The organism is Bradyrhizobium sp. WBOS08 (genome assembly GCF_024585125.1).
In the GTDB taxonomy this organism is placed as follows: domain Bacteria; phylum Pseudomonadota; class Alphaproteobacteria; order Rhizobiales; family Xanthobacteraceae; genus Bradyrhizobium; species Bradyrhizobium japonicum_B.
The window spans coordinates 24,835-48,195 of the sequence record NZ_CP028988.1 but is presented as its reverse complement, the minus strand read 5'-3'; the positions used below and the strand labels follow the sequence as shown (position 1 = coordinate 48,195).

22 protein-coding genes are annotated in these 23,361 nt (G+C 65.1%); 9 read left to right on the top strand and 13 right to left on the bottom strand.

Annotated elements, in window-relative coordinates; genetic code table 11:
* Nucleotides 1-200: 200 nt before the first annotated feature.
* Together DCM80_RS00250 and DCM80_RS00245 are read left to right on the top strand one after the other, a co-directional pair.
* The gene (locus DCM80_RS00250; protein ID WP_257195193.1) at nt 201-1,433 is read left to right on the top strand and encodes an acetyl-CoA C-acetyltransferase; all 1,233 of its coding nucleotides are present in this window, start codon (nt 201-203) and stop codon (nt 1,431-1,433) included.
* A 342-nt stretch (nt 1,434-1,775) separates the two neighbouring features.
* On the top strand, nt 1,776-2,078 hold the full coding sequence (locus DCM80_RS00245) for an HU family DNA-binding protein (protein ID WP_025037698.1): 303 nt from the start codon (nt 1,776-1,778) through the stop codon (nt 2,076-2,078).
* A gap of 68 nt (nt 2,079-2,146) precedes the next feature.
* Here DCM80_RS00245 and DCM80_RS00240 read toward each other — a convergent pair whose 3' ends face one another.
* From DCM80_RS00240 to DCM80_RS31265, 6 genes are all read right to left on the bottom strand, one after another.
* Nucleotides 2,147-2,302 carry a hypothetical protein gene (locus DCM80_RS00240; RefSeq protein WP_257195192.1) on the bottom strand — a complete coding sequence of 52 codons (156 nt, stop codon included), beginning with the start codon at nt 2,300-2,302 and terminating at the stop codon, nt 2,147-2,149.
* 4 nt (nt 2,303-2,306) lie between these two features.
* Nucleotides 2,307-4,700, bottom strand: coding sequence for an endopeptidase La (gene lon / locus DCM80_RS00235; RefSeq protein ID WP_257195190.1), 2,394 nt, complete (start codon nt 4,698-4,700; stop codon nt 2,307-2,309).
* An 8-nt stretch (nt 4,701-4,708) separates the two neighbouring features.
* A complete protein-coding gene (locus tag DCM80_RS00230; protein WP_028137762.1) occupies nt 4,709-5,092 on the bottom strand; it encodes an Hsp20/alpha crystallin family protein in 384 nt (127 codons plus the stop codon).
* 150 nt (nt 5,093-5,242) lie between these two features.
* The gene (locus DCM80_RS00225) at nt 5,243-5,806 is read right to left on the bottom strand and encodes a ferritin-like domain-containing protein (RefSeq protein WP_257195189.1); all 564 of its coding nucleotides are present in this window, start codon (nt 5,804-5,806) and stop codon (nt 5,243-5,245) included.
* Nucleotides 5,807-5,910: 104 nt separating this feature from the next.
* The gene (locus tag DCM80_RS00220; RefSeq protein WP_257175776.1) at nt 5,911-6,117 is read right to left on the bottom strand and encodes a hypothetical protein; all 207 of its coding nucleotides are present in this window, start codon (nt 6,115-6,117) and stop codon (nt 5,911-5,913) included.
* A 39-nt stretch (nt 6,118-6,156) separates the two neighbouring features.
* Nucleotides 6,157-6,390, bottom strand: coding sequence for a hypothetical protein (locus DCM80_RS31265; protein ID WP_373569380.1), 234 nt, complete (start codon nt 6,388-6,390; stop codon nt 6,157-6,159).
* Nucleotides 6,391-6,643: 253 nt separating this feature from the next.
* On the opposite strand from DCM80_RS31265, the gene DCM80_RS00210 reads away from it, so the two are divergent.
* Together DCM80_RS00210 and DCM80_RS00205 are read left to right on the top strand one after the other, a co-directional pair.
* Entirely contained in the window at nt 6,644-7,297 is a 654-nt protein-coding gene (locus tag DCM80_RS00210; protein ID WP_257195188.1) for a class II aldolase/adducin family protein, read from the top strand.
* A gap of 12 nt (nt 7,298-7,309) precedes the next feature.
* Nucleotides 7,310-9,097, top strand: coding sequence for a chloride channel protein (locus DCM80_RS00205; RefSeq protein WP_257195187.1), 1,788 nt, complete (start codon nt 7,310-7,312; stop codon nt 9,095-9,097).
* 6 nt (nt 9,098-9,103) lie between these two features.
* On the opposite strand, the gene DCM80_RS00200 is transcribed toward DCM80_RS00205, so the two are convergent.
* Nucleotides 9,104-9,355 carry a DUF2798 domain-containing protein gene (locus DCM80_RS00200; RefSeq protein WP_257195186.1) on the bottom strand — a complete coding sequence of 84 codons (252 nt, stop codon included), beginning with the start codon at nt 9,353-9,355 and terminating at the stop codon, nt 9,104-9,106.
* Nucleotides 9,356-9,639: 284 nt separating this feature from the next.
* On the opposite strand from DCM80_RS00200, the gene DCM80_RS00195 reads away from it, so the two are divergent.
* The 4 genes from DCM80_RS00195 (at nt 9,640) to uraD (ending at nt 13,198) form a co-directional block, all read left to right on the top strand.
* Nucleotides 9,640-10,053, top strand: a complete 414-nt coding sequence (locus DCM80_RS00195) for a hypothetical protein (protein WP_257195185.1) — start codon at nt 9,640-9,642, stop codon at nt 10,051-10,053.
* A gap of 905 nt (nt 10,054-10,958) precedes the next feature.
* The gene (locus DCM80_RS00190) at nt 10,959-11,372 is read left to right on the top strand and encodes a DUF3830 family protein (protein WP_257195183.1); all 414 of its coding nucleotides are present in this window, start codon (nt 10,959-10,961) and stop codon (nt 11,370-11,372) included.
* Complete coding sequence (gene puuE, locus DCM80_RS00185; RefSeq protein ID WP_257195182.1) at nt 11,373-12,308, top strand: allantoinase PuuE; 936 nt, start codon at nt 11,373-11,375, stop codon at nt 12,306-12,308. It begins immediately after the preceding gene.
* Between the two features lie 2 nt (nt 12,309-12,310).
* Nucleotides 12,311-13,198 (top strand): 2-oxo-4-hydroxy-4-carboxy-5-ureidoimidazoline decarboxylase, encoded by an 888-nt coding sequence (gene uraD, locus DCM80_RS00180; protein ID WP_257195181.1) that lies wholly within the window; start codon nt 12,311-12,313, stop codon nt 13,196-13,198.
* On the opposite strand, the gene DCM80_RS00175 is transcribed toward uraD, so the two are convergent.
* Nucleotides 13,195-15,921 carry a molybdopterin-dependent oxidoreductase gene (locus DCM80_RS00175; RefSeq protein WP_257195180.1) on the bottom strand — a complete coding sequence of 909 codons (2,727 nt, stop codon included), beginning with the start codon at nt 15,919-15,921 and terminating at the stop codon, nt 13,195-13,197. The two genes, uraD and DCM80_RS00175, sit on opposite strands and share 4 nt — an antisense overlap.
* Nucleotides 15,918-16,742: an FAD binding domain-containing protein gene (locus DCM80_RS00170; protein WP_257195179.1), complete on the bottom strand. Its 825-nt coding sequence runs from the start codon at nt 16,740-16,742 to the stop codon at nt 15,918-15,920. The genes DCM80_RS00175 and DCM80_RS00170 overlap by 4 nt, the downstream gene beginning before the upstream one ends.
* 165 nt (nt 16,743-16,907) lie before the next feature.
* Between DCM80_RS00170 and DCM80_RS00165 the strand changes: the two genes are divergently transcribed.
* The gene (locus DCM80_RS00165) at nt 16,908-18,257 is read left to right on the top strand and encodes an 8-oxoguanine deaminase (protein WP_257195178.1); all 1,350 of its coding nucleotides are present in this window, start codon (nt 16,908-16,910) and stop codon (nt 18,255-18,257) included.
* Between the two features lie 107 nt (nt 18,258-18,364).
* Here the strand turns inward: DCM80_RS00165 and DCM80_RS00160 are convergent, their stop codons facing one another.
* The 4 genes from DCM80_RS00160 to DCM80_RS00145 all read right to left on the bottom strand — a co-directional run bounded on the left by DCM80_RS00160 (nt 18,365) and on the right by DCM80_RS00145 (nt 23,087).
* The gene (locus tag DCM80_RS00160; protein WP_257198107.1) at nt 18,365-19,441 is read right to left on the bottom strand and encodes a BMP family ABC transporter substrate-binding protein; all 1,077 of its coding nucleotides are present in this window, start codon (nt 19,439-19,441) and stop codon (nt 18,365-18,367) included.
* Between the two features lie 77 nt (nt 19,442-19,518).
* On the bottom strand, nt 19,519-20,436 hold the full coding sequence (locus DCM80_RS00155) for an ABC transporter permease (protein WP_257195177.1): 918 nt from the start codon (nt 20,434-20,436) through the stop codon (nt 19,519-19,521).
* Nucleotides 20,423-21,514 carry an ABC transporter permease gene (locus DCM80_RS00150; protein WP_257195176.1) on the bottom strand — a complete coding sequence of 364 codons (1,092 nt, stop codon included), beginning with the start codon at nt 21,512-21,514 and terminating at the stop codon, nt 20,423-20,425. The genes DCM80_RS00155 and DCM80_RS00150 overlap by 14 nt, the downstream gene beginning before the upstream one ends.
* A complete protein-coding gene (locus DCM80_RS00145) occupies nt 21,498-23,087 on the bottom strand; it encodes an ABC transporter ATP-binding protein (RefSeq protein ID WP_373569379.1) in 1,590 nt (529 codons plus the stop codon). Before DCM80_RS00145 ends, DCM80_RS00150 begins: the two co-directional genes overlap by 17 nt.
* Between the last annotated feature and the right edge of the window lie 274 nt (nt 23,088-23,361).

Below are 23,361 nucleotides of genomic sequence, written 5' to 3'. Positions count from 1 at the left end.
GAAATTCCGGGTGAGGGGCTCTCCGCGAGTCCGTCTGCCACCGAGTTTGCGGAAGCTCCCCCTCACCCGGATTTTCCGCTGCGCGTAAAATCCGGCCTCTTCCAGCACGCGGGGAGAGGCGAAGAAGCCCGTCCAGATTGACTCTCCTCTCCCCGTTATCCAAAACCGTCCTCAACGCTCAAAACAAAGAGGACATGCCCATGGCTGACGCACTGATCATCGATGCCTGCCGGACCCCGCGCGGCGTCGGCAAGGCCGGCAAGGGGGCACTCTCGGGCATTCATCCGCAGCAATTGGGCGCAACCGTGCTGCGCGCGCTCGCCGAGCGGACCGGCATCGACACCGCCGACGTCGACGACATCGTCTGGGGCTGCAGCGCGCAGGTCGCAACGCAAAGCGGCGATCTCGGCCGGATGTCGGCGCTCGATGCGGGCTACGACGTGCGCGCCAGCGCCGTGACGCTGGATCGTTTTTGCGGAAGCGGCATCACCAGCGTCAACATGGCCGCATCCTCGATCATGGCCGGTGCGGAAGACCTCGTCATCGCCGGCGGCTGCGAGATGATGTCGATGGAGGGCCGCCGCGGCAGTGGCCCGATGATGATGGACAACGGCAATCTGCGGCTGCGCGCGCGGCATCCGCAGTCGCATCAGGGCGTCTGCGCGGATGCGATCGCGACGCTGGAAGGCATTACCCGAGGGGATGTCGACGCGCTCGGGCTGGAGAGTCAGAAACGGGCCGCGCACGCGATCGCGAACGGCTACTTCAAGAAGAGCCTCGTGCCTGTTCACCGCGAGGACGGCAGCCTTGCACTCGACCACGAGGAATATCCGCGGCCGCAGACCACGATGGAGGGGCTGAGCAGCCTGAAGCCGGCATTCCCGGCGATCGCCGACTATGCGCTCGACGACAAGGGCACGACCTATCGCGGCCTGATCCTGCAGAAATATCCTGATCTCAAGATCGATTTCGTGCACCATGCCGGCAACTCGTCCGGCGTCGTCGACGGCGCCGCGGCGATCCTCCTGGCCTCGCCCGCTTACGCCAAGGCGCATGGCCTCAAAGCCCGCGCCCGCGTGGTGGCGATGGCGAATATGGGGGATTCGCCGACCCTGATGCTGAACGCGCCGGTGCCGGCCACGCGCAAGGTGCTGGCGAAGGCGGGCTTGACCGTCGACGACATCGACCTGTTCGAGATCAACGAGGCGTTCGCGGTGGTGGCGGAAAAATACATCCGCGACCTCGAGCTCGATCGTGCCAAGGTCAACGTCAACGGCGGCTCGATCGCGCTCGGTCATCCCATCGGCGCCACCGGCTCGATCCTGATCGGCACCGTGCTCGACGAGCTCGAACGGCGCGATCTCAAGCGCGGTCTCGTCACCATGTGCGCCGCCGGCGGCATGGCGCCCGCCATCATCATCGAGCGCGTCTAGCCGATCGCCCGTCACTTTCTCCCTGCTTTTACGGGGAGGAAGACCGGCGATATCGATCGAGCCCTTATTTTTCAGGGTGAATCGCGCGCTTCCCGTCAGAAAGAGGCCGGTCGTCGCTTGTCGAAAGCGGCGAATCAGTTCTAGCAAGATGTCGTGCGGGCCTTTGAAACAAGGCAAAATCCGCTGCTCAAGGCTTCTTCCGCACTGGAAGTGGCTAAAATGCAGGGTTTTTTGCCACATGGGGCCAAAAAAGCCCGTAAAACCGCGACAAAACTGTGCAGAAGGCTATAGGCCTTCGCCGGTTGGTCTAATATGCAGCCGTCACGAATCAGAGGAGACACGATGGCCACCCAAATGTCCAAATCGCAGTTGATCGAAAAGATTGCGACCGCCACAGAGCTTTCCAAGCGCGACGTCAAGAACGTCATGGAGACGCTGACCGACGTCGGTCACAAGGAGCTCAAGAAGAACGGCCTGTTCCTGGTGCCGGGCTTCGCCAAGTTCGTCGTGATCAAGAAGCCGGCGACCAAGGCACGCAAGGGCACCAACCCGTTCACGGGTGAAGAGATGATGTTCAAGGCCAAGCCGGCCCGCAAGATCGTCCGCGCCCGCCCGGTCAAGGCGGCCAAGGACGCCGTGGGCTAACGACAAAGGCCCCCTCGGATAAGGGGGCCTTTTGTTTGGGGCAGCCGCGAGGACTTGAGACGGAGGGCTCAACCCTTGCGGCGCTTCACCCTGACCGGAACGGGTTGAAGCTGCGGCCCCGGCGCCGCCAGCGCATCGCGAAGCCGGTCGATCGCGCGATCGAGCATTTGGCGCAACCGCTGCGTCTTCCGCGATCCCGTTGCTTTCTCCAGCAATTTCTTCATCGCCTCACTCCGCCGCTTCGACCTTCGCGTTGACCTGAGCCCCGACCGGCTCGAGCGCCGCGGCGATGGCTTCGTCGACGCGCTCCAGCCAGACGAATTCGAGGTTGTCCCGCGCGCTCTTCGGGATGTCGTCGTAGTCCCGCTTGTTGCGCGCCGGCAGCATCACCCGCTTCAGGCCGGCGGCCGCGGCTGCGACCACCTTCTCCTTGATGCCGCCCACCGGCAGCACCAGGCCTCGCAGCGAGATCTCGCCGGTCATGGCGGTGTCGCTGCGCACGGTGCGGTTGGTGAGCAGGGACGTGAGCGCCGTGAACATCGCAACGCCCGCGCTCGGTCCGTCCTTCGGGGTCGCTCCCGCCGGCACGTGAACGTGGATGTCGCTCTTCTCGAACGCTTGCGGATCGATGCCGAGCTGCGAGGCACGGCTCTTCACCAGCGTCATCGCAGCCTGTACGCTCTCGCGCATGACGTCGCCGAGCTGACCGGTCAGGATCATGCCGCCCTTGCCGGGCACCTTTGATGCCTCGATGAACAGGATGTCGCCGCCGACCGGCGTCCAGGCAAGGCCGGTGGCCACGCCCGGAATGCTGGTGCGCTGGGCGATCTCGCCTTCGAACCGCGGCTGGCCGAGCACGGTGACGATGTCCTTCGCCGCGATCACGACCTTTTCCGCCGTGCCCTCGGCGACTTGCACCGCGGCGTGCCGGAACAGCTTGCCGATCTCGCGCTCGAGGTTACGCACGCCGGCTTCGCGGGTGTAGCCCTTGACCACCAGCTTCAGCGCCTCCGGCTCGATCTCGGCCTGCTCGGCCGAAAGGCCGTTGGCCTCGAGCTGCCGCCGCACCAGATAGCGCTTCGCGATCTCCAGCTTCTCGTCCTCGGTGTAGCCGGCGAGGCTGATCAGCTCCATCCGGTCCAGCAGCGGGCCCGGGATCTGGTCCAGCATGTTGGCGGTCGCGATGAACACCACGCGCGACAGGTCGAACGGCACGCCCAGGTAATTGTCCCGGAACGTCCCGTTCTGCTCGGGGTCGAGCACCTCCAGCATGGCGGCCGAGGGATCGCCCTGCACGCCACGGCCCATCTTGTCGATCTCGTCCAGCATCATGACGCAGTTCCGGCTGCCTGCCTTCTTGATGCCCTGGATGATGTTGCCCGGCAGCGCGCCGATATAGGTGCGCCGGTGGCCGCGGATCTCGGCCTCATCGTGCACGCCGCCCAGGCTGACGCGCACGAAGGGACGGTCCATCGCCCGGGCGATGGATTGGCCGAGCGAGGTCTTGCCGACGCCGGGCGGACCGACGAAGCAAAGGATCGGCGCCTTGCCCTGCGGGGCGAGCTTGCGGACCGCCAGATATTCGATGATCCGGCCCTTGATCTTCTCCAGGCCGAAATGGTCGGCGTCGAGGATGGCTCGCGCCTCCTTGATGTCGATCGGCTTTTCCGGGGGCAGCGCCCAGGGCAGCTCGATCAGCCAGTCGAGATAGGTGCGGACCATGCCGGCTTCGCCGGCGGCCTCCGGCATGCGCTCGTAGCGGCGCAGCTCCTTCTTGGCGTGCGCGTCGGCCTCGGGCGGCATATTCGCCTTGGCGATGGCAGAAGTCAGCTCGGCGACCTCGGCCGCCTTGCCGTCGCCTTCACCGAGCTGGCGCTGGATGGTCGCCATCTGCTCGCGCAGGATCGCCTCGCGTTGCCGCTCGTCGAAGGAGGCCTTGGTCTTCTGGCCGATTTCGTTGGAGATGCGCAGCACCTCCAGCCGCTCGGCCAGGTGCTTGGACACCCTCTCGACGCGCAAGACGAGGTCGATGGTCTCCAGCACCTCCTGCTTGTCCTGCGGCTTGATGTCCATGAACGAGGTCGCCAGGTCCGCCAGCGCGCCCGGCGCACTGGTGCCCTGGAACATCGCAGCCAGCTCGGGCGGCGCCTGCGGCAGCAGCTCGATCGCCTCGATGGCCTGACGCTGCAGGTTCAGGGCGCGGGCCTCGATCTCGGGCGAAGTCGTGGTCGGCTCGGGAATCTGCTGGAAGCGCGCCACGGGAAACGGCGTCCCCGGCAGGAAGTCGAGCAGGCGTGCGCGCTGCACCCCCTGGCAGACGATATGGTGGGTGCCGTCGGGCGCGGTGATGTAGCGCACGATGTTGGCGATGGTCGCGACCCGGTAGAGGTCGTCGGGCCCGGGCGCGTCGGTCTCGGGGCTGCGTTGCAGGACGATGCCGACGGGCCGCTGCTCGCGCAGCGCCTGTTGGGCGGCGGCGATGGACTTCGCCCGGCCGATCGTGATCGGCGCGATGGCGCCGGGGAATAGCACCATCTCGCGCACGGGGATGATGATCAGCGCGTCGTCGGGGATCTTCGCGTCGTTATTGGTCTGTTCGTTGTTCATCTGTTCGGTGGCCATGATCGACCTCAGGATTTGGCGAGGCGCAGTGCGACGCAGCCGTCCATCACGAAGCGGCTGATGGCGTAGCGGCCGATGGGAAGCGCGATGCGCCGCTCGAAGCGGCCCTGTGGCAGCTCGAGCCGGTGGATGCGGGCGTTGCGGAGCTCCGGCGGCAGAGTGCGCTGCCCGGAGATGACGAGCACGCCGTCATGAATGACCGTCTCGACATTGTCCGGATTGACGCCCGGGAGCGCCACCAGGATCAGGAGCTCGTGCTCGGTTTCCAGCACGTCGATCGGCGGCTCCCAGCAGGCTTCCTGGCGGCCGAACTGCTGGCGCAGCCGGTCGGCGCGGGTCAGCGAATCCAGGGCTTCGGACAGCATCCAGTCGAGGGGATTTTTGGGTTGCATGTGGAAGGCTCAGGGGTGGGAAAGCCTGCATATGGGGCCGGTTCCCGGAAAATCCAGTGCGCCGCCGCTGGCGTGCCATGCGCTGTCGTGCAATCCAAAAACAAACGCCGCGGCTGGGCCGCGGCGTTCCGTCATTGACAGCGGCGGGGGTCAGGCCGCGGCGCGGTATTCCTCCTCCGCTTCGAGGTTGATCACGGACGTCGCGAGCTCCGTCAGTGTGTGATCAGTCGCCTCTTCTTCGTCCAGCGTTGCCTGAAGCAGGCTTGCCGCGTCCTGCATGCCGAGTTCCTCGGCCCAGGTCCGCAAGGTGCCGTAGCGGGAGATCTCGTAGTGCTCGACCGCCTGGGCGGCCGCGAGCAGTCCCGCATCGAGCGCCGGTGCGCCCTTGAAGTCCTTCATGATCTCGGCGCCCTCGTCGGTGATGCCGTTGATGGCCTCGCAGGGCTTGCCGCGTGCCGGCTTGCCCAGCATCTTGAAGATCTGGTCCAGCCGCTTGACCTGGCCCTGGGTCTCGCGCAGGTGCTTGTTGAAGGCGGCGGCCAGCTCCTTCGACTGCGCGGCCTTGGCCATCTTCGGCAGGGTCTTGATGATCTTGTTCTCGGCGAAATAGATGTCCTTCAGCGTCTCCAGAAACAGGTCGCTGAGCATCTTGGGCGCCTGACGCGGGCGGCGCGTCGCGGTCTTCTTGGTGGTTCGTTTCTTTGCTTTAGCCATACATCCTCCTCATGAGGTGACACGGGAAGGCCTCGCCCTCCTCAATCCTCAGGCGATCAAAGCCGCTTCATTAACGAAAGTTCCAATCTGCAACCGGTCGATGCTCAGGTTGGGCGCTTATACGGATCTTCCTGGCGTTGCCGCGCCTCGGTGTTGCGATCGAGCTGCGCCCGCTCGCCGCGCCTGAGGTGGCCGGCCTTCATCACGCCATAGACGAGGATCCCACCGAGCACGAATGCTCCGATGAACCAGAGCCAGAGCAGGTTGGCCGAGAGCTGGCCGAGCAGCATTCCGATTCCACTGTCGCTCATCAATCGTCTCCAGTGATTTTGCAAAACGGTCCTGCCGGGCTAAGTCAGTCCGCCCGCCATCGTTCCAGCGTTCCGGGAGCCCGGCGAGACATGCTCGGCTTCGCCCAGTCCGCTGCGCCCACCGCTGATCGCGGCTTCGATTTTGGTGGTGATCGCGCTGCTCGGAAACCGATGTTGGACCAGCTCGGGGATCGGCATCCCGTCCTCCAGATTGCCGGCGGGCTGCTGCTGTTCGGCGCGTCCTATCAGGTGATCTTCCGCGATCGCACGCACCCTCGGACCCACCGGAAATGCCGTGCTCTTGCGCGTCCCCGCGCATGCTGCTCGCGGCCTATTCGGGCAGTTCGTGATCAACGGGGTTGCGGCCCTCCAGGACGGGCCTGCCATGGCGTCGCGATAGCGGTGAATCCATTGGTTTTGCCGTCCGTTTCGTGGTTTTGACACCCGATCCGGGCCGCTTTCGCTTGCACTGCCATATTGCTTTGACGTACTTCCGGTCTAACAAGACCATCGTCGGGAAATCGGGATGTCGATGACAACGGACGAGCTCGCCAAGCGACAGGCCATCATCGACGCTTGCCGGCGCATGAATGCGCTCGGCATCAACCAGGGCACCTCGGGCAATATCTCTGTCCGGCATGTGGACGGGCTTCTGGTCACGCCGACCAGCGTGCCCTATGAGGCCATGACGCCCGAGCAGATCGTGTTCATGACCATGGACGGCACACACGGGCCCGACCAGAAGCCGTCGAGCGAATGGCGATTTCATCGCGACATCCTGAAGTCGCGGCCCGAGATCAACGCCGTCGTGCACGCCCATCCGACCTATTGCACCATCCTGGCGATCATGGGCATGGAGATTCCGCCGGTGCACTACATGATCGCGGCGGCCGGCGGCGACAGCATCCGCTGCGCGCCCTATGCGACCTTCGGAACGGCGGACCTGTCCGAACATGCCGTGCGGGCGCTGGAGGGCCGGCTTGCCTGCCTGCTCGACCACCACGGCATGATCGCGATCGGCAAGACGCTGGACAAGGCGATGTGGCTCGCCGTCGAGGTCGAGACGCTGGCGCGGCAATATCACGGCTGCCTCCAGATCGGACGACCGCCGCTGCTCCCCAGCGCCGAGATCGAGCGGGTCCGCCAGCGCATGGCCGGCTACGGCCTGTCGGAAGGGTAGGGCAGGCAGAGGGTGTTCGTACGGATCAGGCATCTCGTCGATCGCAAGGGGACGAACCGCACCATGGTTCGGCTGCGCGCCCTCCTGCGCAGCAACGAGTTCTACCTGATCCCGCTCGCGCTGGTGATCGGCACGCTCGCGGGCTCGGTCGTGACGCTGATGGCCCACATCGCCCAGATCGCGCATGTAGTGATCTACGGCATTCCCATTGATGTTCACCTGTCGGCTCACGAAAGCGTCAGTCCGTGGGCGGCCCTGATCGCGCCTGCGCTCGGTGGGCTGTCGCTCGGAATCATGGAATGGTCGCGGCGGCGCATGAAGATATCGAACGCGGTCGACCCGATCGAGGCGAATGCGCTGCGCGGCGGCAATCTCTCGATGCGCGACAGCGTGGTGGTGTCGAGCCAGACGCTGATCTCAAACGGCTGTGGTGCCTCGGTCGGCCTCGAGGCGGGCTACACCCAGATCGGCTCTGGAATTGCTTCGCTGCTCGGCAAGTTCTTTAATCTTCGCCGCAACGATCTCCGCCTGATGGTCGGTTGCGGCGCTGCCGCCGCGATCGCGGCGGCGTTCGGCGCGCCGATCACCGGCGCTTTCTACGCCTGCGAGCTGATCGTCGGCGTCTATTCGGTCGGCAGCGCCGCGCCGATCCTGGCCGCCTCGCTCGCCGGCGCGTTGACCGCGCAATGGCTCGGCGGCGCGCCGTATTCGCTGGAGATACCCAAGGTCAGCGCTGTCGGCGTCGAGCAATATCTCGCACTGATCGGGCTGGCGCTCATCACCAGCGGCGTCGGCATCGCCGTGATGCGCTCCTCGCCGATGTTCGAGCGCCTGTTCGCCTGGCTGCCGGTCTGGCTGCGCCCGGTGTTCGGCGGCCTGATCGTCGGCGGTTTCGCGATCATCACGCCGCAGGTGCTGGCGGCCGGCCATGGCGCCATGGTGCTCGACCTCTTTCACGACATGACGATCGGCCTGATCGCGCTGATCATCGCCTTGAAGGTGACGGCGTGCCTGATCTCGCTCGCCTCGGGCTTCCGCGGCGGCCTGTTCTTCGCATCGCTGTTCGTCGGCAGCCTGATCGGCAAGTTCTTTGCCGCGGTGCTGCTTCTGATCAGCCCGAACTTCGCGATCGATCCGCTGGTCGCGATGCTGACGGGCATGGCGACACTCGGCGTCGCCATCGTCGGCGGCCCGCTCACCATGTCGTTCCTGGTGCTTGAGATGACCCGCAACGTCGATGTCACCGCCGTGGTGCTGGCCGGCTGCATCGTCACCTCGATCTGCGTCCGGTTCATGTTCGGCCATTCCTTTTCGACCTGGCGCCTGCATCTGCGCGGCGAGACCATCCGCAGCGCCAACGACGTCGGCTGGCTGCGCAATCTCACCGTGGAGCGGCTGATGCGCTCCGACGTCGGCAAAGTGCCCGCGACCACGACGATCGCCGCCGTCCGCCGCGAGTTCGCGCTGGGCTCGCGGCCCGGAATCGTGATCGTCAACAACGCGGACGAATATGTCGGGCTGGTCATGCTCCCCGACTTGTTCTCGAATGATCTCGACAGCATCGCCGACGACATCCAGGTGGTCGAGCTCGCCCGCCTGATCGACATCGTGCTGATCCCGGAAATGAACGTGAAGTCGGCGATGGCCGTGTTCGACGAGGCCGAGGCCGAAATGCTGGCGGTGGTCGATTCCACCGACAGCCGCAAGGTGATCGGCTTTCTCACCGAAACCTTCGCCCGCCGTCGCTATGTCGAAGAGATCGACAAGGCGACGCGCGGCGTGCTGGGGGCGTTGTCGTAAGCGCGCCTATTGGCGGGGTGGGGCTGCAACGAGGCAGGTCACGATCCGCCGCACCAGTGGAAGCATCACGAGCAGGGTTGGAAAGGCGACCAGCCAGGATAGCGCCCAGGCGCCGGGCCAGGTCGCGAGGAACGCCGGCGTCGCGCCGAGGCTCCGGAGCGTCGAAATGACCGACACCACCGCCGTCATGAGGATGGACAGCACGAACGGCATCACGATCGGCGCATAGCGCGCCGGCAGTTTGCGAACCGCAATCATCTGATTTCTCTTATGGAAAGACGCGTCGATCACGTTGAACCCTGGAAATGGCATCGTTCCCGACGACGTCGGTTGATGCGTTGGTTCACGTCAAACGCTTACGGCGACCGCAAAACGGCGCGGCTGTTCATTATCCGCTCAGGTTGGAGGGTGCAAGCTGCGATTTGGCCGTTCGTTTACAATCGTTCGAAGCGTGGCGGATTGCCGCGATCAGGAAACCATTTCAGTGGTTTGCGCATTTGACGTGGTTTGCATATCTTTACGCAAGAACCCAGGAGGTCAAAATGACTGCTAGACCGATGATTTCTGCCGGCCGCAACCTGGCGCTGGCCGCGTTCGCCAGCCTGGCCATGGTCGCAACCTCCGTGTCGCCCTCGGCTGCGGCGTCCTCCGGGGCGGTCGAGGCGTTGTCCGCAAAACCCGTCACGGCAGGGCAGGGGTCGTCCGAGGTCACTGATTTCAGCGCAGCCCGGCGTCGCCACCACTATCGACGCGGGCCGAACGCTGCCGGTCTGGCCTTCATGGGCTTGGCTGCGGGGGTGATCGGTGGCGCGATCGCCGAGAGCCGGCGTCGCGAATATTACGAGAACCGCTATTATTACGGCCCGCGTCCCTACTATGGTGCTCCCGGCTATTACGGCGGTCCCGGCTATTACGGCGGCGGTGGCGGTCAATTCTATTACGATCCGGGCTACTAGGGATCGTATTGAGCGATCGTTTTCGACGCGGCCCGATTGGACTGCATGACGGAGGGCGGTGCTTTGTACCGCCCTTTTTGATGCGTCGGTGCTCTTGTAGCCCGGATGGAGCGAAAGCGTAATCCGGGGCCGCTCGCCCGGCATCTCGCATCGTCCCGGATTACGCTTGCGCTCCATCCGAGCTACGGCACCGTGCCTGTGTCGGCCTCTGTCAATCCCGCTCGTCAAAAATATTCCACTTTACCGAAATTCGGTTTTGACGTATGTGTCGTCCATCCCGGCTCAACCAAGAGGGGCGATCTCGAGGTACACGCGCTGTCATCGCCCGCGAAAGCGGGCGATCCAGTATTCCAGAGACGCCAGAGATCAATCCGAGAAGCCGCGGCGTACTGGATTCCCCGCCTTCGCGGGGAATGACAGTGGTGATGGGAGGACCAGCTCGCTCTCGTGCCCCGGACGCAGCGCAGCGTCCCCGGCGATGCGAAGCATCGTCCGGTACGGTGCGCTGCAGAGCCGGGGCCCATGTCGCGGCATTGGACCGTGTCGCCCTGGGTCCCGGCTCTGCGCCGCAACGCTCGCGCGTTGCGACTTGTCCGGGACACGAGAGCGAGTGGCGATGACGCGGTGCGCCCGCCGGCCCGGCCATGCCGGCTAAATATTCGGCAATCATGCCCGCTGGCGCCGATGGACTTGCCTCTCCCAATCCGGTTCAATGGAATCCATTGCGGCAAACACCGCGGCGAGGAGACGCCGCGGCCTGCACCGAGCCGGAACCGCCGCCGCGGCGGCGCGCCATGTTCGGCTGGTCCTGGGACCGCCGGTGATGCGACCGCGCCACTTGCGCGAAGTCGTCGGGAGTGCTCTTGCTTGAGCCGGGGCGGCCGGCCCCGATCCAGAGAGATGAGATGAGCAAGCTCGTTATCCACGCCGGCGATTTCACCTTCGATGCCCGCTTCGAGGAGCAGCTGGCGCCCAAGACCGCCGCCGCCTTTCGCAAGGCGCTGCCGTTCGAAAGCCACATCATCCATGTGCGCTGGAGCGGCGAGGGCGTGTGGATGCCGCTCGGTGATCTCGATTTCGGCGTCGGCTACGAGAACCACACCAGCTACCCCGCGCCGGGGCAGATCATTCTCTATCCCGGCGGCATCAGCGAGACCGAGATCCTCCTGGCCTATGGCAGCGTCCATTTCGCGAGCAAGATGGGCCAGCTCGCCGGCAACCATTTCATCACGCTGACCACCGGCCTGGAGAATCTGGCAACGTTGGGCAAGAGCGTGCTGTGGAAGGGCGCCCAGCCGATCCGCTTTGAGGAAGTCTGAGTGACCGATAACAGCTATCCGCGCGATCTCCGCGGTTACGGCCGCAACCCGCCCCACCCGCAATGGCCCGGCGATGCGCGCATCGCAGTGCAGTTCGTCGTCAATTTCGAGGAAGGCGGCGAGAACAACATCCTGCACGGCGACCCGGCCTCGGAGGCGTTCCTGTCCGACGTGCTCGGCGCTCAGCCGTGGCCCGGCCAGCGCCATGCCAATATCGAATCGATGTTCGAATACGGCTCGCGCGCCGGGTTCTGGCGGCTGTGGCGGATGTTCGGCGAACGCAACTGGCCGACCACGGTGTTCGGCGTCGCCACCGCGCTCAAGCGCAACCCCGAGATCGTAGCGGCGATGAACGAGGCGGGCTGGGACATCGCCAGTCACAGCCTGAAATGGATCGAGCACAAGGACATGACCGAGGCGCAGGAGCGCGCCGAGATCGCGGAGGCGATCCGCGTCCATACCGAAGCCACCGGCGCGCGGCCGCTCGGCTGGTACACCGGGCGCTCCTCGATCAACACCAACCGTCTGCTGATGGAGGAGGGCAGCTTCCTCTATCTCTGCGATTCCTATGCCGACGATTTGCCCTATTGGATCAAGGGCGCGAACGGCAAGCAGCTCGTCATTCCCTATGCGCTGGATGCCAACGACATGCGCTTCATCAACCCGCAAGGGTTTGCCGAAGGAGAGCAGTTCTTCACTTACCTCAAGGATGCCTTCGACGTGCTCTATGCCGAAGGCGAGACCGCGCCCAAGATGATGTCGGTCGGCCTGCATTGCCGCCTCGCCGGCCGGCCCGGCCGCGCTGCGGGCCTGATCCGCTTCCTCGATTATATCGGCAAGCACGAGCGTGTCTGGGTGCCGACGCGATTGCAGATCGCGCAGCACTGGCACGCCAGGCACGCGCATCTTGCCGCCGACGCATTTGAGATCGGTTGACGATGTCGCAGATCTCCCTGTCCGATCTCAATGCCGCTGCAAAGGCAGATTTCGTCGCTGCGCTTGCCAACGTCGTCGAATATTCGCCGTGGATCGCCGAGCAGCTCGCCGACAAGCGGCCGTTCGCCGGCATCAACCAGCTGCACGCGGCCCTGATGGCGGCGATCCAAAGCGCCGAACCCGATGTGCAGCTCGCGCTGATCCGGGCGCATCCCGATCTCGCCAGCAAGACCCGGCGCGCGGAAGGCCTCACGGCGGACTCGACCAACGAGCAGAGCAGCGCCGGCCTCGACCGGCTGTCGGATGCCGAATACGCCGCCTTCGAGCGCGTCAACAACGCCTATCGCGCCAAGTTCGGCTTTCCCTATATCGTCTGCGTGCGCCGGCACACCCGGGATTCCGTGCTGCGCGATTTCGAGGTCCGGTTGCGCAATATCGCCAAGACCGAGACGCGGCGTGCGATCGAGGAGATCGGTCGGATCTCCGCGCTGCGGCTCGATCAGCTCGTCATTGCCGACGACGTGTTGAAGGTGCATGGCCAATTGTCGACCCATGTGCTGGACAATCACATCGGCAGGCCCGCGGCGGGCATCCCGGTGGAGCTTGTCGAACTTTCCGCGCTGGGTGACAACCGCGTCATCACGCGCGCGGTCACCAATGCGGACGGCCGCACCGATCAGCCGCTGATCGGCGGCCGGCCGCTGCCGATCGGCCGTTACGAGCTGAGATTCAGCATTGCCGGATACTACGCCGAGCGCAACGTCCAGCTCACCGATCCGCCCTTCCTCGACGAAATCCCGCTGCGCTTCGCGATCAGCGAGCCGGAAGGCCACTGTCACGTGCCGCTGCTGGTCACGCCGTGGAGCTATTCGACCTATCGCGGCAGCTAGGCGCCGAACTTGTCGAGCAGCGCCGGAAACAGCCGGTCCGGCTTGAACGGCGGTGCGGTGAAGCGGATGCCGGTGGCATCGGCAATGGCATTGCCGAGCGCGGCAGCGACCGGATTGTACGGGCTCTCGCTCATCGACTTCGCTCCCAACGGACCGATGCTGTCGGACGTCTCGGCGAAGAACACCTCGGTGCGGGGCACGTCGGCGAATGAGGGCAGGTGGTAGTCGCGGAATTTCGGGTTGATGACGCGCCCCTCGGCATCGATCACCATCTCCTCGTAGAGCGCGGCGCCGAGCGCTTGCGCGACGCCGCCTTCGACCTGGCTGCGGCATTGCATGGGATTGGCGACGACGCCCGCGTCGGCGGCGTGCACGCTCCTGAGAATCTTGAGCTCGCCGGTGCCCCGGTTCACGCCGACGCGAAAACCCTGCACGTTGAAGCCGACCGAGCGCGGCGTGCCGCCGGAATTGCCGCTGCCTGTGAATGGTCGTCCGCGTTCGCCGCCGAGCTTCGCCAGCTCCACAAAGGACATCCGCCGAACGCCGCAGACGACCGCATTGTCCTCGAGCACACAGGTCCCGACGTCGCACAGCCACGCGCCGGCGGCGGCCGCCTTCAGCTCGGTCGCGAGCTGCATCGAAGCCGCATGGGTCGCCTTGCCGGCGACGAAGGTGCCCGCACTGCCATAGGCGCCGGTGTCATGGCCGCCATGGGCGGTGTCGGACTGGCGCAGGTGGATCCTGTCGACGGTGGTCGCAAGTGTGGTCGCCGCGATCTGCCGGTGCACGGTGCTGGTGCCGTTGCCGAACTCGGCGGTGCCGACAATGAGCTCGAAGCCGCCGTGCTCGTTGAGCACGATCGTGGCGTCGGCGATATGTCCGGCCGGCGGCACCGTGTGGATCATGGTCAGCGCGACGCCGTCGCCGATCAGCCATTCCGGCGACAGGTCCGGCTGGGGACCATCGGCCTGCATGGCGCGCTCGACGAGGTCGAGACACTGGTCGAGCCCGTAGCAGCCGTAGACGACGTCGTGATACTCGGACGGCGGTGGCGACAGCATGGGATCGCCGGGCCTGATGATGTTGCGCCGGCGCATCTCGTAGGCGCTGATGCCGAGTTGCTTCGCCAACTCGTCGATTGCGGCTTCCACGGCGATGAGCGCCTGTGGCAGGCCGTAGCCGCGAAACGCGCCCGCCGGCACCGTATTGGTATAAACCGCAAGGCCATCGACCCGCTTGTTCGGGCAGTTGTACACGGCGATGGATTCCGCCAGGGCATGGAACATCACGGGCCCGGCGTGATTGCCGTAAGCGCCGGTGTTGGACAGCAAATCGAGCTGGAGCGCGGTGAGCTTGCCGCCGGCGTCGGCGCCGGCCTTGATATGGATCCGCATCGGGTGCCGCGTCGAGGTCGCGATGAACTGCTCCTCGCGGGTGAACTCCAGCTTGACAGGGCGTCTGATCTTCAGTGCTGCGAGGGCCAGGATGTCCTCGACGAACATCTCCTGCTTGCCGCCAAAGCCGCCGCCGACGCGCTCGCAGAACACGCGGACCTTGTCCATGGGAAGCTGGAAGATGTTCGACAGCGCGCGGCGGGTCAGGAACGGCACCTGGGTCGAGCTGCGGACATTGAGCACGCCGGCCTCATCGAGCCAGGCGATGCCGCCATGGGTCTCCAGCGCGGCATGCTGCACGCGATGACTATGGAAAGTGGCTTCGTAAGTCACGGCGGACGCGGCGAGCGACGAGGCGACGTTGCCGAATTCGCCATGCGTCTCCGCCGCGAGGTTGCGCCGGGGATCGGCGATGCGGTTCGCGGTGGTTCGATCGGGATGAATGACGGGCGTGCCCGGCGCCATCGCCTGCTCGGGATCGATCAACGCCGGCAGAATCTCGTAGTCGATCTTCAGCCGGCGGCACGCCTCCTCGGCGGCGGCCTCGCTGTCGGCGACGATTGCGGCAACCCGCTGTCCGATGAAGCGGACGACGTCGTCGAGAACGCGGGTGTCCTCCGGGTCCATCCAGTCCATCTCGTGCCGCGCAGTCGACATCAGGACCGAGGGTGCATCCTCATGCGTCAGCACCGCGTGCACGCCGGGAATCTTCAGCGCGTCCGACTTGTCGATCGCGACGATCCTGGCGTGGGCGTGAGGCGAGCGTGCCAGCTTGACATGGAGCATGCCGTCGATTGCGGTGTCGAAGGTGTAGCGCGCGGTGCCGCGCACGATATCGGGGCCGGCCGGCGCGGGCAGGCTGCGGCCGAAGGCGGCGCCGGCCTCGACACCTGCCTCGACATTGGTCTTGCCGAGCAATGCATCCTCGATCGAGCGGTAGCCGGTGCAACGGCAGATATTGCCCTTCAGCGCCGCGCCGAGATCGGTGCGCTGGGCCTGGTTCAGCGAAGCGCAGGTCAGGATCATGCCGGCAGTGCAGAAGCCGCATTGGAAGCCTTGCGCGTCGAGGAAGGCCTGCTGCATCGGATGCGTGCCGTGGTCTCCGCCAAGACCTTCGATCGTGGTCACGGGGCGTCCCTCGGCGCGGAATGCCGGGATCAGGCAGCTATGCACCGGCTCGCTTTCGAGCAGCACGGTGCAGGCGCCGCAATCGCCGGCATCGCAGCCTTTTTTCACGCCGAAATGGCCGAGCTCGCGCAAGAACGTGCGCAGGCATTGGCCGGCGCGCGGCTCCCGCGAAAATCTCTTGCCGTTGATCTCGAAATTCACGGCATTGCTCCCAGGAGCTCGCGGCGAATCTCCTCGGCGAGCCGCAATGTCATGTGCTTGCGCCAGAATGGCTGGCCGTGGATCTCGTTGTGGTACAGATCATCCGTGATCTGCTGTGCGATCGCCGCGTGCAACGCACTCGCGTCCGGGACGCCGCGAAAGGACAGCCGGATCGGTCGTACCGTCGATGCGGTTACCGTGAGCGTCAACGTGCCATCGGCATCGAGGCTGCCGATGAGGAGGGCCGCCGAGCGGCCGACCGGCGCCAGCGAGATCTGGCGAAACGCCGTGCGGCGTTTCAACGCGGCAATCGGAACATCGATCCGGCGAAGCAGATCACCCGGCGTCAGGCGATTGCGCTGGTTGCCGGTGATGAAGTCGATGACCGGAATCTTCTGCTCGCCGCCACCGGCCTTCCAGATGGTGCAGACGCCGTCGAGCGCGGAGGCGAGCGAGATCATGGGCCCTGCCGGCAGCGACATGCAGAGATTGCCGCCGATGGTCGCGGTCTTCCAGATCTTGAACGAGGCCAGAAAGGCCCGGCAGCATTGGCCGATCAGCGGCGCTGCGAGCCAGTCGGGCGGGCAGGCGAAACCATCGAGCTGCGCGATGGTGCAGGTCGCGGCGATGCTGAGATGGTGCTCGGTGACCGTCAGCGCCGGCCATTTCAGATCGGTGAGATCGATCAGCCGCGTCAGATCAGTCTGTGGTTCCGAGAACAGCCAGGTGCCGCCTGCAAGCCAAGCATCTCCCGCCATCCAAACCGGGAGCTGTGCGCGCGTTTGCGGATGGGCGACCGCTGTGATGGTATTCAAGTCCATGGCTGCGCCCACGCTCGCGTCGGGTGAATCGTCCGACAGAAAGTCTTGCAAGACCGGAGCCAAGTCGCAACAAGAAGTCGCAACGACAAGTCGCAGCAAGACCGCGATCGGACCCGCCTCCGCCTTGCGGTCCTGTCGTCGGTGAATGTGAGGAGAAGCGGAATCATGCGCGACACAAGGCCGATCTGGATCAGGGATCCCCTGGCGATCCTCGCCGACGGTGCCGAGCGCGGGATCGTGGTGACGGACGGCCGGATCGCCGAGCTGGTGCCGGCCGGCGGCACGCCCGCGACCGCCGATGTCGGGGTGTTCGATGCGAGCGAGCACGTCGTGCTGCCGGGCCTGATCAACACCCATCATCACTTCTACCAGACGCTGACGCGGGCGCTGCCGGCGGCGATGGACCGTGAGCTGTTTCCCTGGCTCCGGGCACTCTACCCGGTGTGGGCGAGGCTGACGCCTGAGGCGCTCGAGCTCGGTGTCACCGTGGCGATGTCCGAGCTGCTGCTGTCGGGCTGCACCACCACGACCGATCATCATTACGTTTTCCCGACAGGACTCGAAGGTGCCATCGACATCGAGGTCGGCGTCGCAAAGCGGCTCGGCGTGCGCGTGCTGCTGACGCGCGGCTCCATGAACCTGTCACAGCGCGACGGCGGCCTGCCGCCCGACAGCGTGGTGCAGGACGAGGACACGATCCTCGCCGACAGCGCGCGCGTGGTCGCCGAACATCACCAGCGTGGTCCGGATGCGATGGTGCAGATCGCGCTGGCGCCTTGCTCGCCGTTCTCGGTGACGACGTCCCTGATGCGCGCGACCGCCGATCTCGCCGATAAGCTCGATGTGCGTCTGCATACCCATCTCGCCGAAACCGAGGATGAGAACAAGTTCTGCGAGCAGATGTATGGCTGCCGCCCGCTCGACTATCTCGAACAATGCGGCTGGCTGAATGCGCGAACCTGGCTCGCTCACGGCATTTTCTTCAACGCCGACGAGATCAAGCGGCTCGGCAAGGCCAGGACGACCATCAGCCATTGCGCGTGCAGCAACCAGTTGCTGGCGTCAGGCTGCTGTCCGGTCTGCGAGATGGAGGAGGCCGGCGTCGGGATTGGGCTTGGCGTGGACGGCTCGGCCTCGAACGACGCATCGAACCTGATGCAGGAGGTGCGGGCTGCATTCCTGCTGCAACGGGCCCGCTATGGCGTCACGAAAGTCAGCCACAAGGATGCGTTGCGCTGGGCCACAAAGGGCTCGGCGGCCTGCGTCGGCCGGCCGGAACTCGGCGAGATCGCCGTCGGCAAGGCGGCCGATCTCGCGCTGTTCAAGCTGGACGAGCTGCGCTTCTCCGGCCACGGCGATCCCCTGGCCGCGCTGGTGCTGTGCGGGGCGCATCGGGCCGACCGCGTGATGGTAGCTGGACAATGGGTCGTGATCGACGGTGCGATTCCGGGTCTGGATGTCGCCGATCTCATCCGTCGCCACAGTTCCGCGGCGCGGGCCATGCAGGCGGGATAGGGGCAGAAATTGAAAGAGGGGGCGACCACAAGTGCCGGGTGCTTCTGGCCACCCCCTCCGAACCTCCTCCGGGAGGAGCAGGTGATTTGATCAAAGCAAGAAGCGTGCTACTTGCCCGGCAGCTTGTCGTCGATGCCCTTGACGTAGAAATTCATGCCGAGGATCTGGCTGTCATCGAGGTGATCGCCGCCCTTGCACTCCACCGGCTTGCCGTCCTGCCCAACAATCGGGCATTTGAACGGATGCAGCTTGCCTGAGGTGATCGCGGTCTGGGCATCCTCCGCCATTTTCTTCACCTCGTCGGGCATGTTGGTATAGGGCGCCATCGTGAACATGTGGCTGTCGAGGCCGCCCCAGGTGTCTCCGGACTTCCAGGTGCCGGCGAGCTCGGCCTTGACGCGCTCGATGTAATAGGGGCCCCAGGTGTCGAGGATCGAGGTCAGCTGGGTCTTCGGCCCGAACTTGATCATCTCGGAGTCCTGGCCGAAGGCGAGCTTGCCGCGTTCGCTGGCGATCTGCATCGCCGCGGGCGAATCCGTGTGCTGCATGATGACGTCGGCGCCCTGGTCGATCAAAGCCTTGGCGGCATCGGCTTCCTTGCCCGGATCGAACCAGGTGTTGGCCCAGATGATCTTGACCTTGATGTTCGGGTTGATGGTCTGCGCCGCCAGCATCGTCGCGTTGATGCCGGAGACGACTTCCGGAATCGGGAACGAGCCGATATAGCCGAGCACGCCCGACTTCGACATCTTGGCCGCGATCAGGCCCTGAATGTAGCGGCCCTGATACCATCTGGCCGAATAGGTCGACATGTTCGGATTGCGCTTGTATCCGGTGGCGTGCTCGAAATGCACGTTCGGATATTTCTTGGCGACCTTCAGCGTCGGATCCATGTAGCCGAACGAAGTCGTGAAGATCAGCTTGTTGCCGGCGCGGACGAGCTGCTCGATGGAGCGCTCGGCGTCGGGGCCTTCGGGCACGTTCTCGAGATAGGTGGTCTCGATCTTGTCGCCCAATTCCTTCATCAGAGCCTGGCGCCCCAGATCGTGCTGATAGGTCCACCCCAAGTCTCCGATCGGGCCCAGATAGATGAAGCCGACCTTCAGCTTGTCGGCGGCGGAGGCTGCACCAATGCTCCCGACGAGCAACAGTGTGGCGGCCAGCGCAAGAAGTGATTTCCTCATCATCGATCTCCAAACATCAGGGGAAAGCCACGATCCGCAACCTGCGCGCCCCATCGCGCTTGTCGCGGAAATGAAACTCAGCGGTCAGGTACGAACACGGTCCCGAGCGCGGCCGGTGCGGTCGAGCCGCCGCTGCGCGCGCGGGAGAGCAGAACCAGAACGACGATTGTCGCAAGATAAGGCAGCGCCGACATGAATTGCGAGGGAATGCCGACGCCCCAGCCTTGCGCATGCAGCTGAAGGATCGTGACGGCGCCGAAGAGATAGGCGCCGACGACGAGCCGACCCGGCCGCCAGGACGAAAACACCACCAGCGCCAGCGCGATCCAGCCGCGGCCTGCGGTCATGCCGGGAATGAAGAACGGCGTATAGGCGAGCGGCAGATAGGCGCCGGCAAGCCCGGCGCATGCGCCACCGAACATCACGGCGAAGGTGCGGATGCGCAACACGGGGTAACCGAGCGCATGCGCGGAGACGTGATTGTCGCCGCAGGCGCGCAGGATCAGTCCCGCGCGCGTGCGGTACAGGAACCACCAGACGCCGACAACGAGCGCGATGGAGACGTAGACGAAAGCGTTCTCCCCGAACAGCACGCGGCCGACCAGTGGGATATCGGTGAGGCCCGGAATAGAGAGGTGAACCGCCGGCGTGATGCGCTCGCCGACGAAGCCGGCACCGACCAGCCCGGACAGACCGACGCCGAGGATGGTCAGCGCGAGACCCGTCGCGACCTGGTTGACGGCGAGCCCGAGCGCCATCAATGCGAAGATCAACGACATCATCGTGCCCGCGACGATGCCGAACAATGCGCCCATGAAGATCGATCCGGTGAGCCAGGCCCCGGCAAAGCCGCAGGCGGCGCCGACGATCATCATGCCCTCGACGCCGAGATTGAGCACGCCGGAGCGCTCGGTCACGAGCTCTCCGGTCGCGGCGATCAGGAGCGGCGTCGATGCGGCGAGCACCGAAAGGACGATGGCTTCAACGAGTTCCACGGGCCACCTGACGGTTCGGGAAGACCAGCCTGAAGCGATAGAGGATCAGGGAATCGCAGGCGAGCACGTAGAACAGCAGAACACCCTGGAAAACCTTGGTGACATCCAACGGGATCTTCATCGCGATCTGCGCTTGCTCGCCGCCGATGAAGGTCAACGCAAGGAAAAGGCCTGCAACCAATATTCCAAGCGGATTCAGCCGGCCGAGGAAGGCAACGATGATCGCCGTAAAACCATAGCCCGGGGAAATGCCGGGCTGGAGATGGCCGACGGGGCCTGCAACCTCGATGATGCCGGCAAGGCCCGCGAGCGCGCCCGACACCGCGAAGGTCAGGATGACCAGATGGTCGGCTTTGAAGCCGCCGAACCGCGCCGCACGGGGGGCGGCGCCGACGACGCGGATCTCAAAACCCTTGATGGTTCGCCCAAGCAGGATTGCGGCAGCCGCCACGACGAGAAGCGCGATGATCGCGCCGAGATGCAGCCGGCCGCCCTCGATCAGCAGTGGGACGGTCGCCACCGGATCGAACTCGGCCGTGGTCGGGAAGTTGAAGCCCTGCGGGTCGCGCCAGGGGCCGCGCACGAGATAGTCGAGGAGGAGGTCGGCAACATAGACCAGCATCAAGCTGGTCAGGATCTCGCTGGCGCCGAACTTCACCTTGCAGATCGCCGGGATCAGCGCATAGAGCGCACCTGCGGCGGCGGCAAGGACGAACATGGCCGGCAGCACCCAGGCGCCGGCGTCGGTGCCTTGCGTCCTCACCGCGATCCAGCTTCCGGCCACCGCGCCGATCAGGAATTGGCCTTCGGCGCCGATGTTCCAGGCATTGGCGAGATAGCAGAGTGACAGTCCGATCGCGATCATCACCAGCGGCGCGGCCTTCACGGCGATCTCCTGGAGCGAATAGCCGTCGGTCAAGGGCGCGATGAAATAGGCGTGCAAAGCGAGCAACGGATTCTTGCCGAGTATCGCGAACAGGATCACCATCGTCACGATCGTGAGGCCGACCGCGATCAGCGGCGAAACCAGCGCGATCGTGCCGGAGCGCTCGGCGCGCTTCTCAAGCACCAGCTGCATGCGCCGCCTCCTTCGGCTCAAGGCTGCTGCCGCCCATGAGAAGGCCGAGCTTTTCGCGCGTCGCCTCGCTGGCGGCGAGCGGCGCTGACAGCCTGCCGTGGAACATCACGGCGATACGATCGGCGATCTCGGCGAGTTCGTCCAGATCCTGGCTGGTCACGAGCACGGCGGCGCCGGCGGTAGCGAGATCAAGCAGCGCCTGGCGAATGACGGCAGCGGCGCCGGCATCGACGCCCCAGGTCGGCTGGCTCACGACCAGCACCGCAGGCTTGCGCAGGATCTCGCGTCCCACGATAAATTTTTGCAGATTGCCGCCGGAGAGGGATGCTGCTTCGGGATCGCGCTTGGCCTTGCGCACGTCGAACGTCTCGGTCGCGCGGTCGACGGCCTTCAGCGTGGCGGCGGCGTCGATGAAGCCGCGATGCACCATGCCGCTCGCGGCATGTCCGGTGAGCAGCGCGTTCTCCGAGAGCTTCATGCGCGGTGCCGTGCCGTGGCCGAGCCGCTCCTCGGGAACGAAGGCGGCCCCCAGCTTGCGCCGTTGCGTGATGGAGAGATGGCCGGCGGCAATGCCTTCGATCACCACCGTACCCGGATCCTTTGACAATCGCTCGCCCGACAGCGCGGCGAACAACTCGTCCTGACCGTTGCCGGCGACGCCGGCGATGCCCAGAATCTCGCCGCCCTTCAGTTCGAACGAGATGTGCTCAAGCCGCACGCCATGCGCCTCGCTCGGTGCGAGCGCCAGGTCATTGACCACGAGCCGCGGCACGGTGGTCGTCCGGCGGGCCGCCGCCTTCACCTCCTTGATCTCTCCGCCGACCATCATGCGCGCGAGCGAAGCGGCAGTCTCGCGCCGGGGGTCGCAGGTCCCGACCTTTCTGCCGCCGCGCAGGATCGTGGCGGTATCGCAGAGCCGCTTCACCTCCTCGAGCTTGTGGCTGATGTAGAGGATGGCGCGGCCTTCGGACTTGAGGCGTTCCAGCACGAGAAAAAGCTGATCGGATTCCTGCGGAGTCAAGACCGCGGTGGGCTCGTCCAGGATCAGGAATTTCGGGTCCTGCATCAGCGCGCGGACGATCTCGATGCGCTGGCGCTCGCCGACGGACAATTGCCAGGCCTCGCGCCGGGGATCGAGCGGAAGACCATAAGTCTTCGACACCTGCGCCAACCGCGCCGACATGTCGTTGAAGGATTCCCGTCCGTCGAGGCCGAGCGCGACGTTCTCGGCGACCGTGAGATTGTCGAACAGCGAGAAGTGCTGGAATACCATGCCGATGCCGCGGCTGCGGGCGTCCGAGGGGCCGGACAGCACGATGCGTTGGCCCTGCCAGTAAATTTCGCCGGAGCTGGGCTGGATCAGCCCGTAGATCGCCTTGACCAGCGTCGACTTGCCGGCCCCATTCTCACCGAGCAGCGCATGGATTTGGCCGGGCCAGATATCGATGTCGATGGAATCATTGGCCAGGAAATCGCAGTATCGCTTGGTAAGCCCGATCGTCCGCAGCAGCGGAGATTCGCCGGACTTCAGGCCGTCAGGTAACGAATCCAACATTCGCTGATGCGCTTGCATGGGTGAAAGGGCTCGATAGTGGGCCAGTTTGAAGCCCGGCGTAAGGTGGGAAAATGCGTCATCCCTTGCTTAACGCTTCGGCAGGAAGCGGGCGCCTGTTGCAGATATGTGACGGTCCAGCCCAAATTGGAACCCGCTATGCACGACTCGACGTCGCAGTGAGCGAAGGTGCGCGATCACGCCAGTGCCGACGCCGCTGCGGCTCGGGGTGATCGAGAATCTCGGTCATTGGGAAGGGTCGCCCGGGGCGGGTTGATGCAAGCCGGCAGCCGGC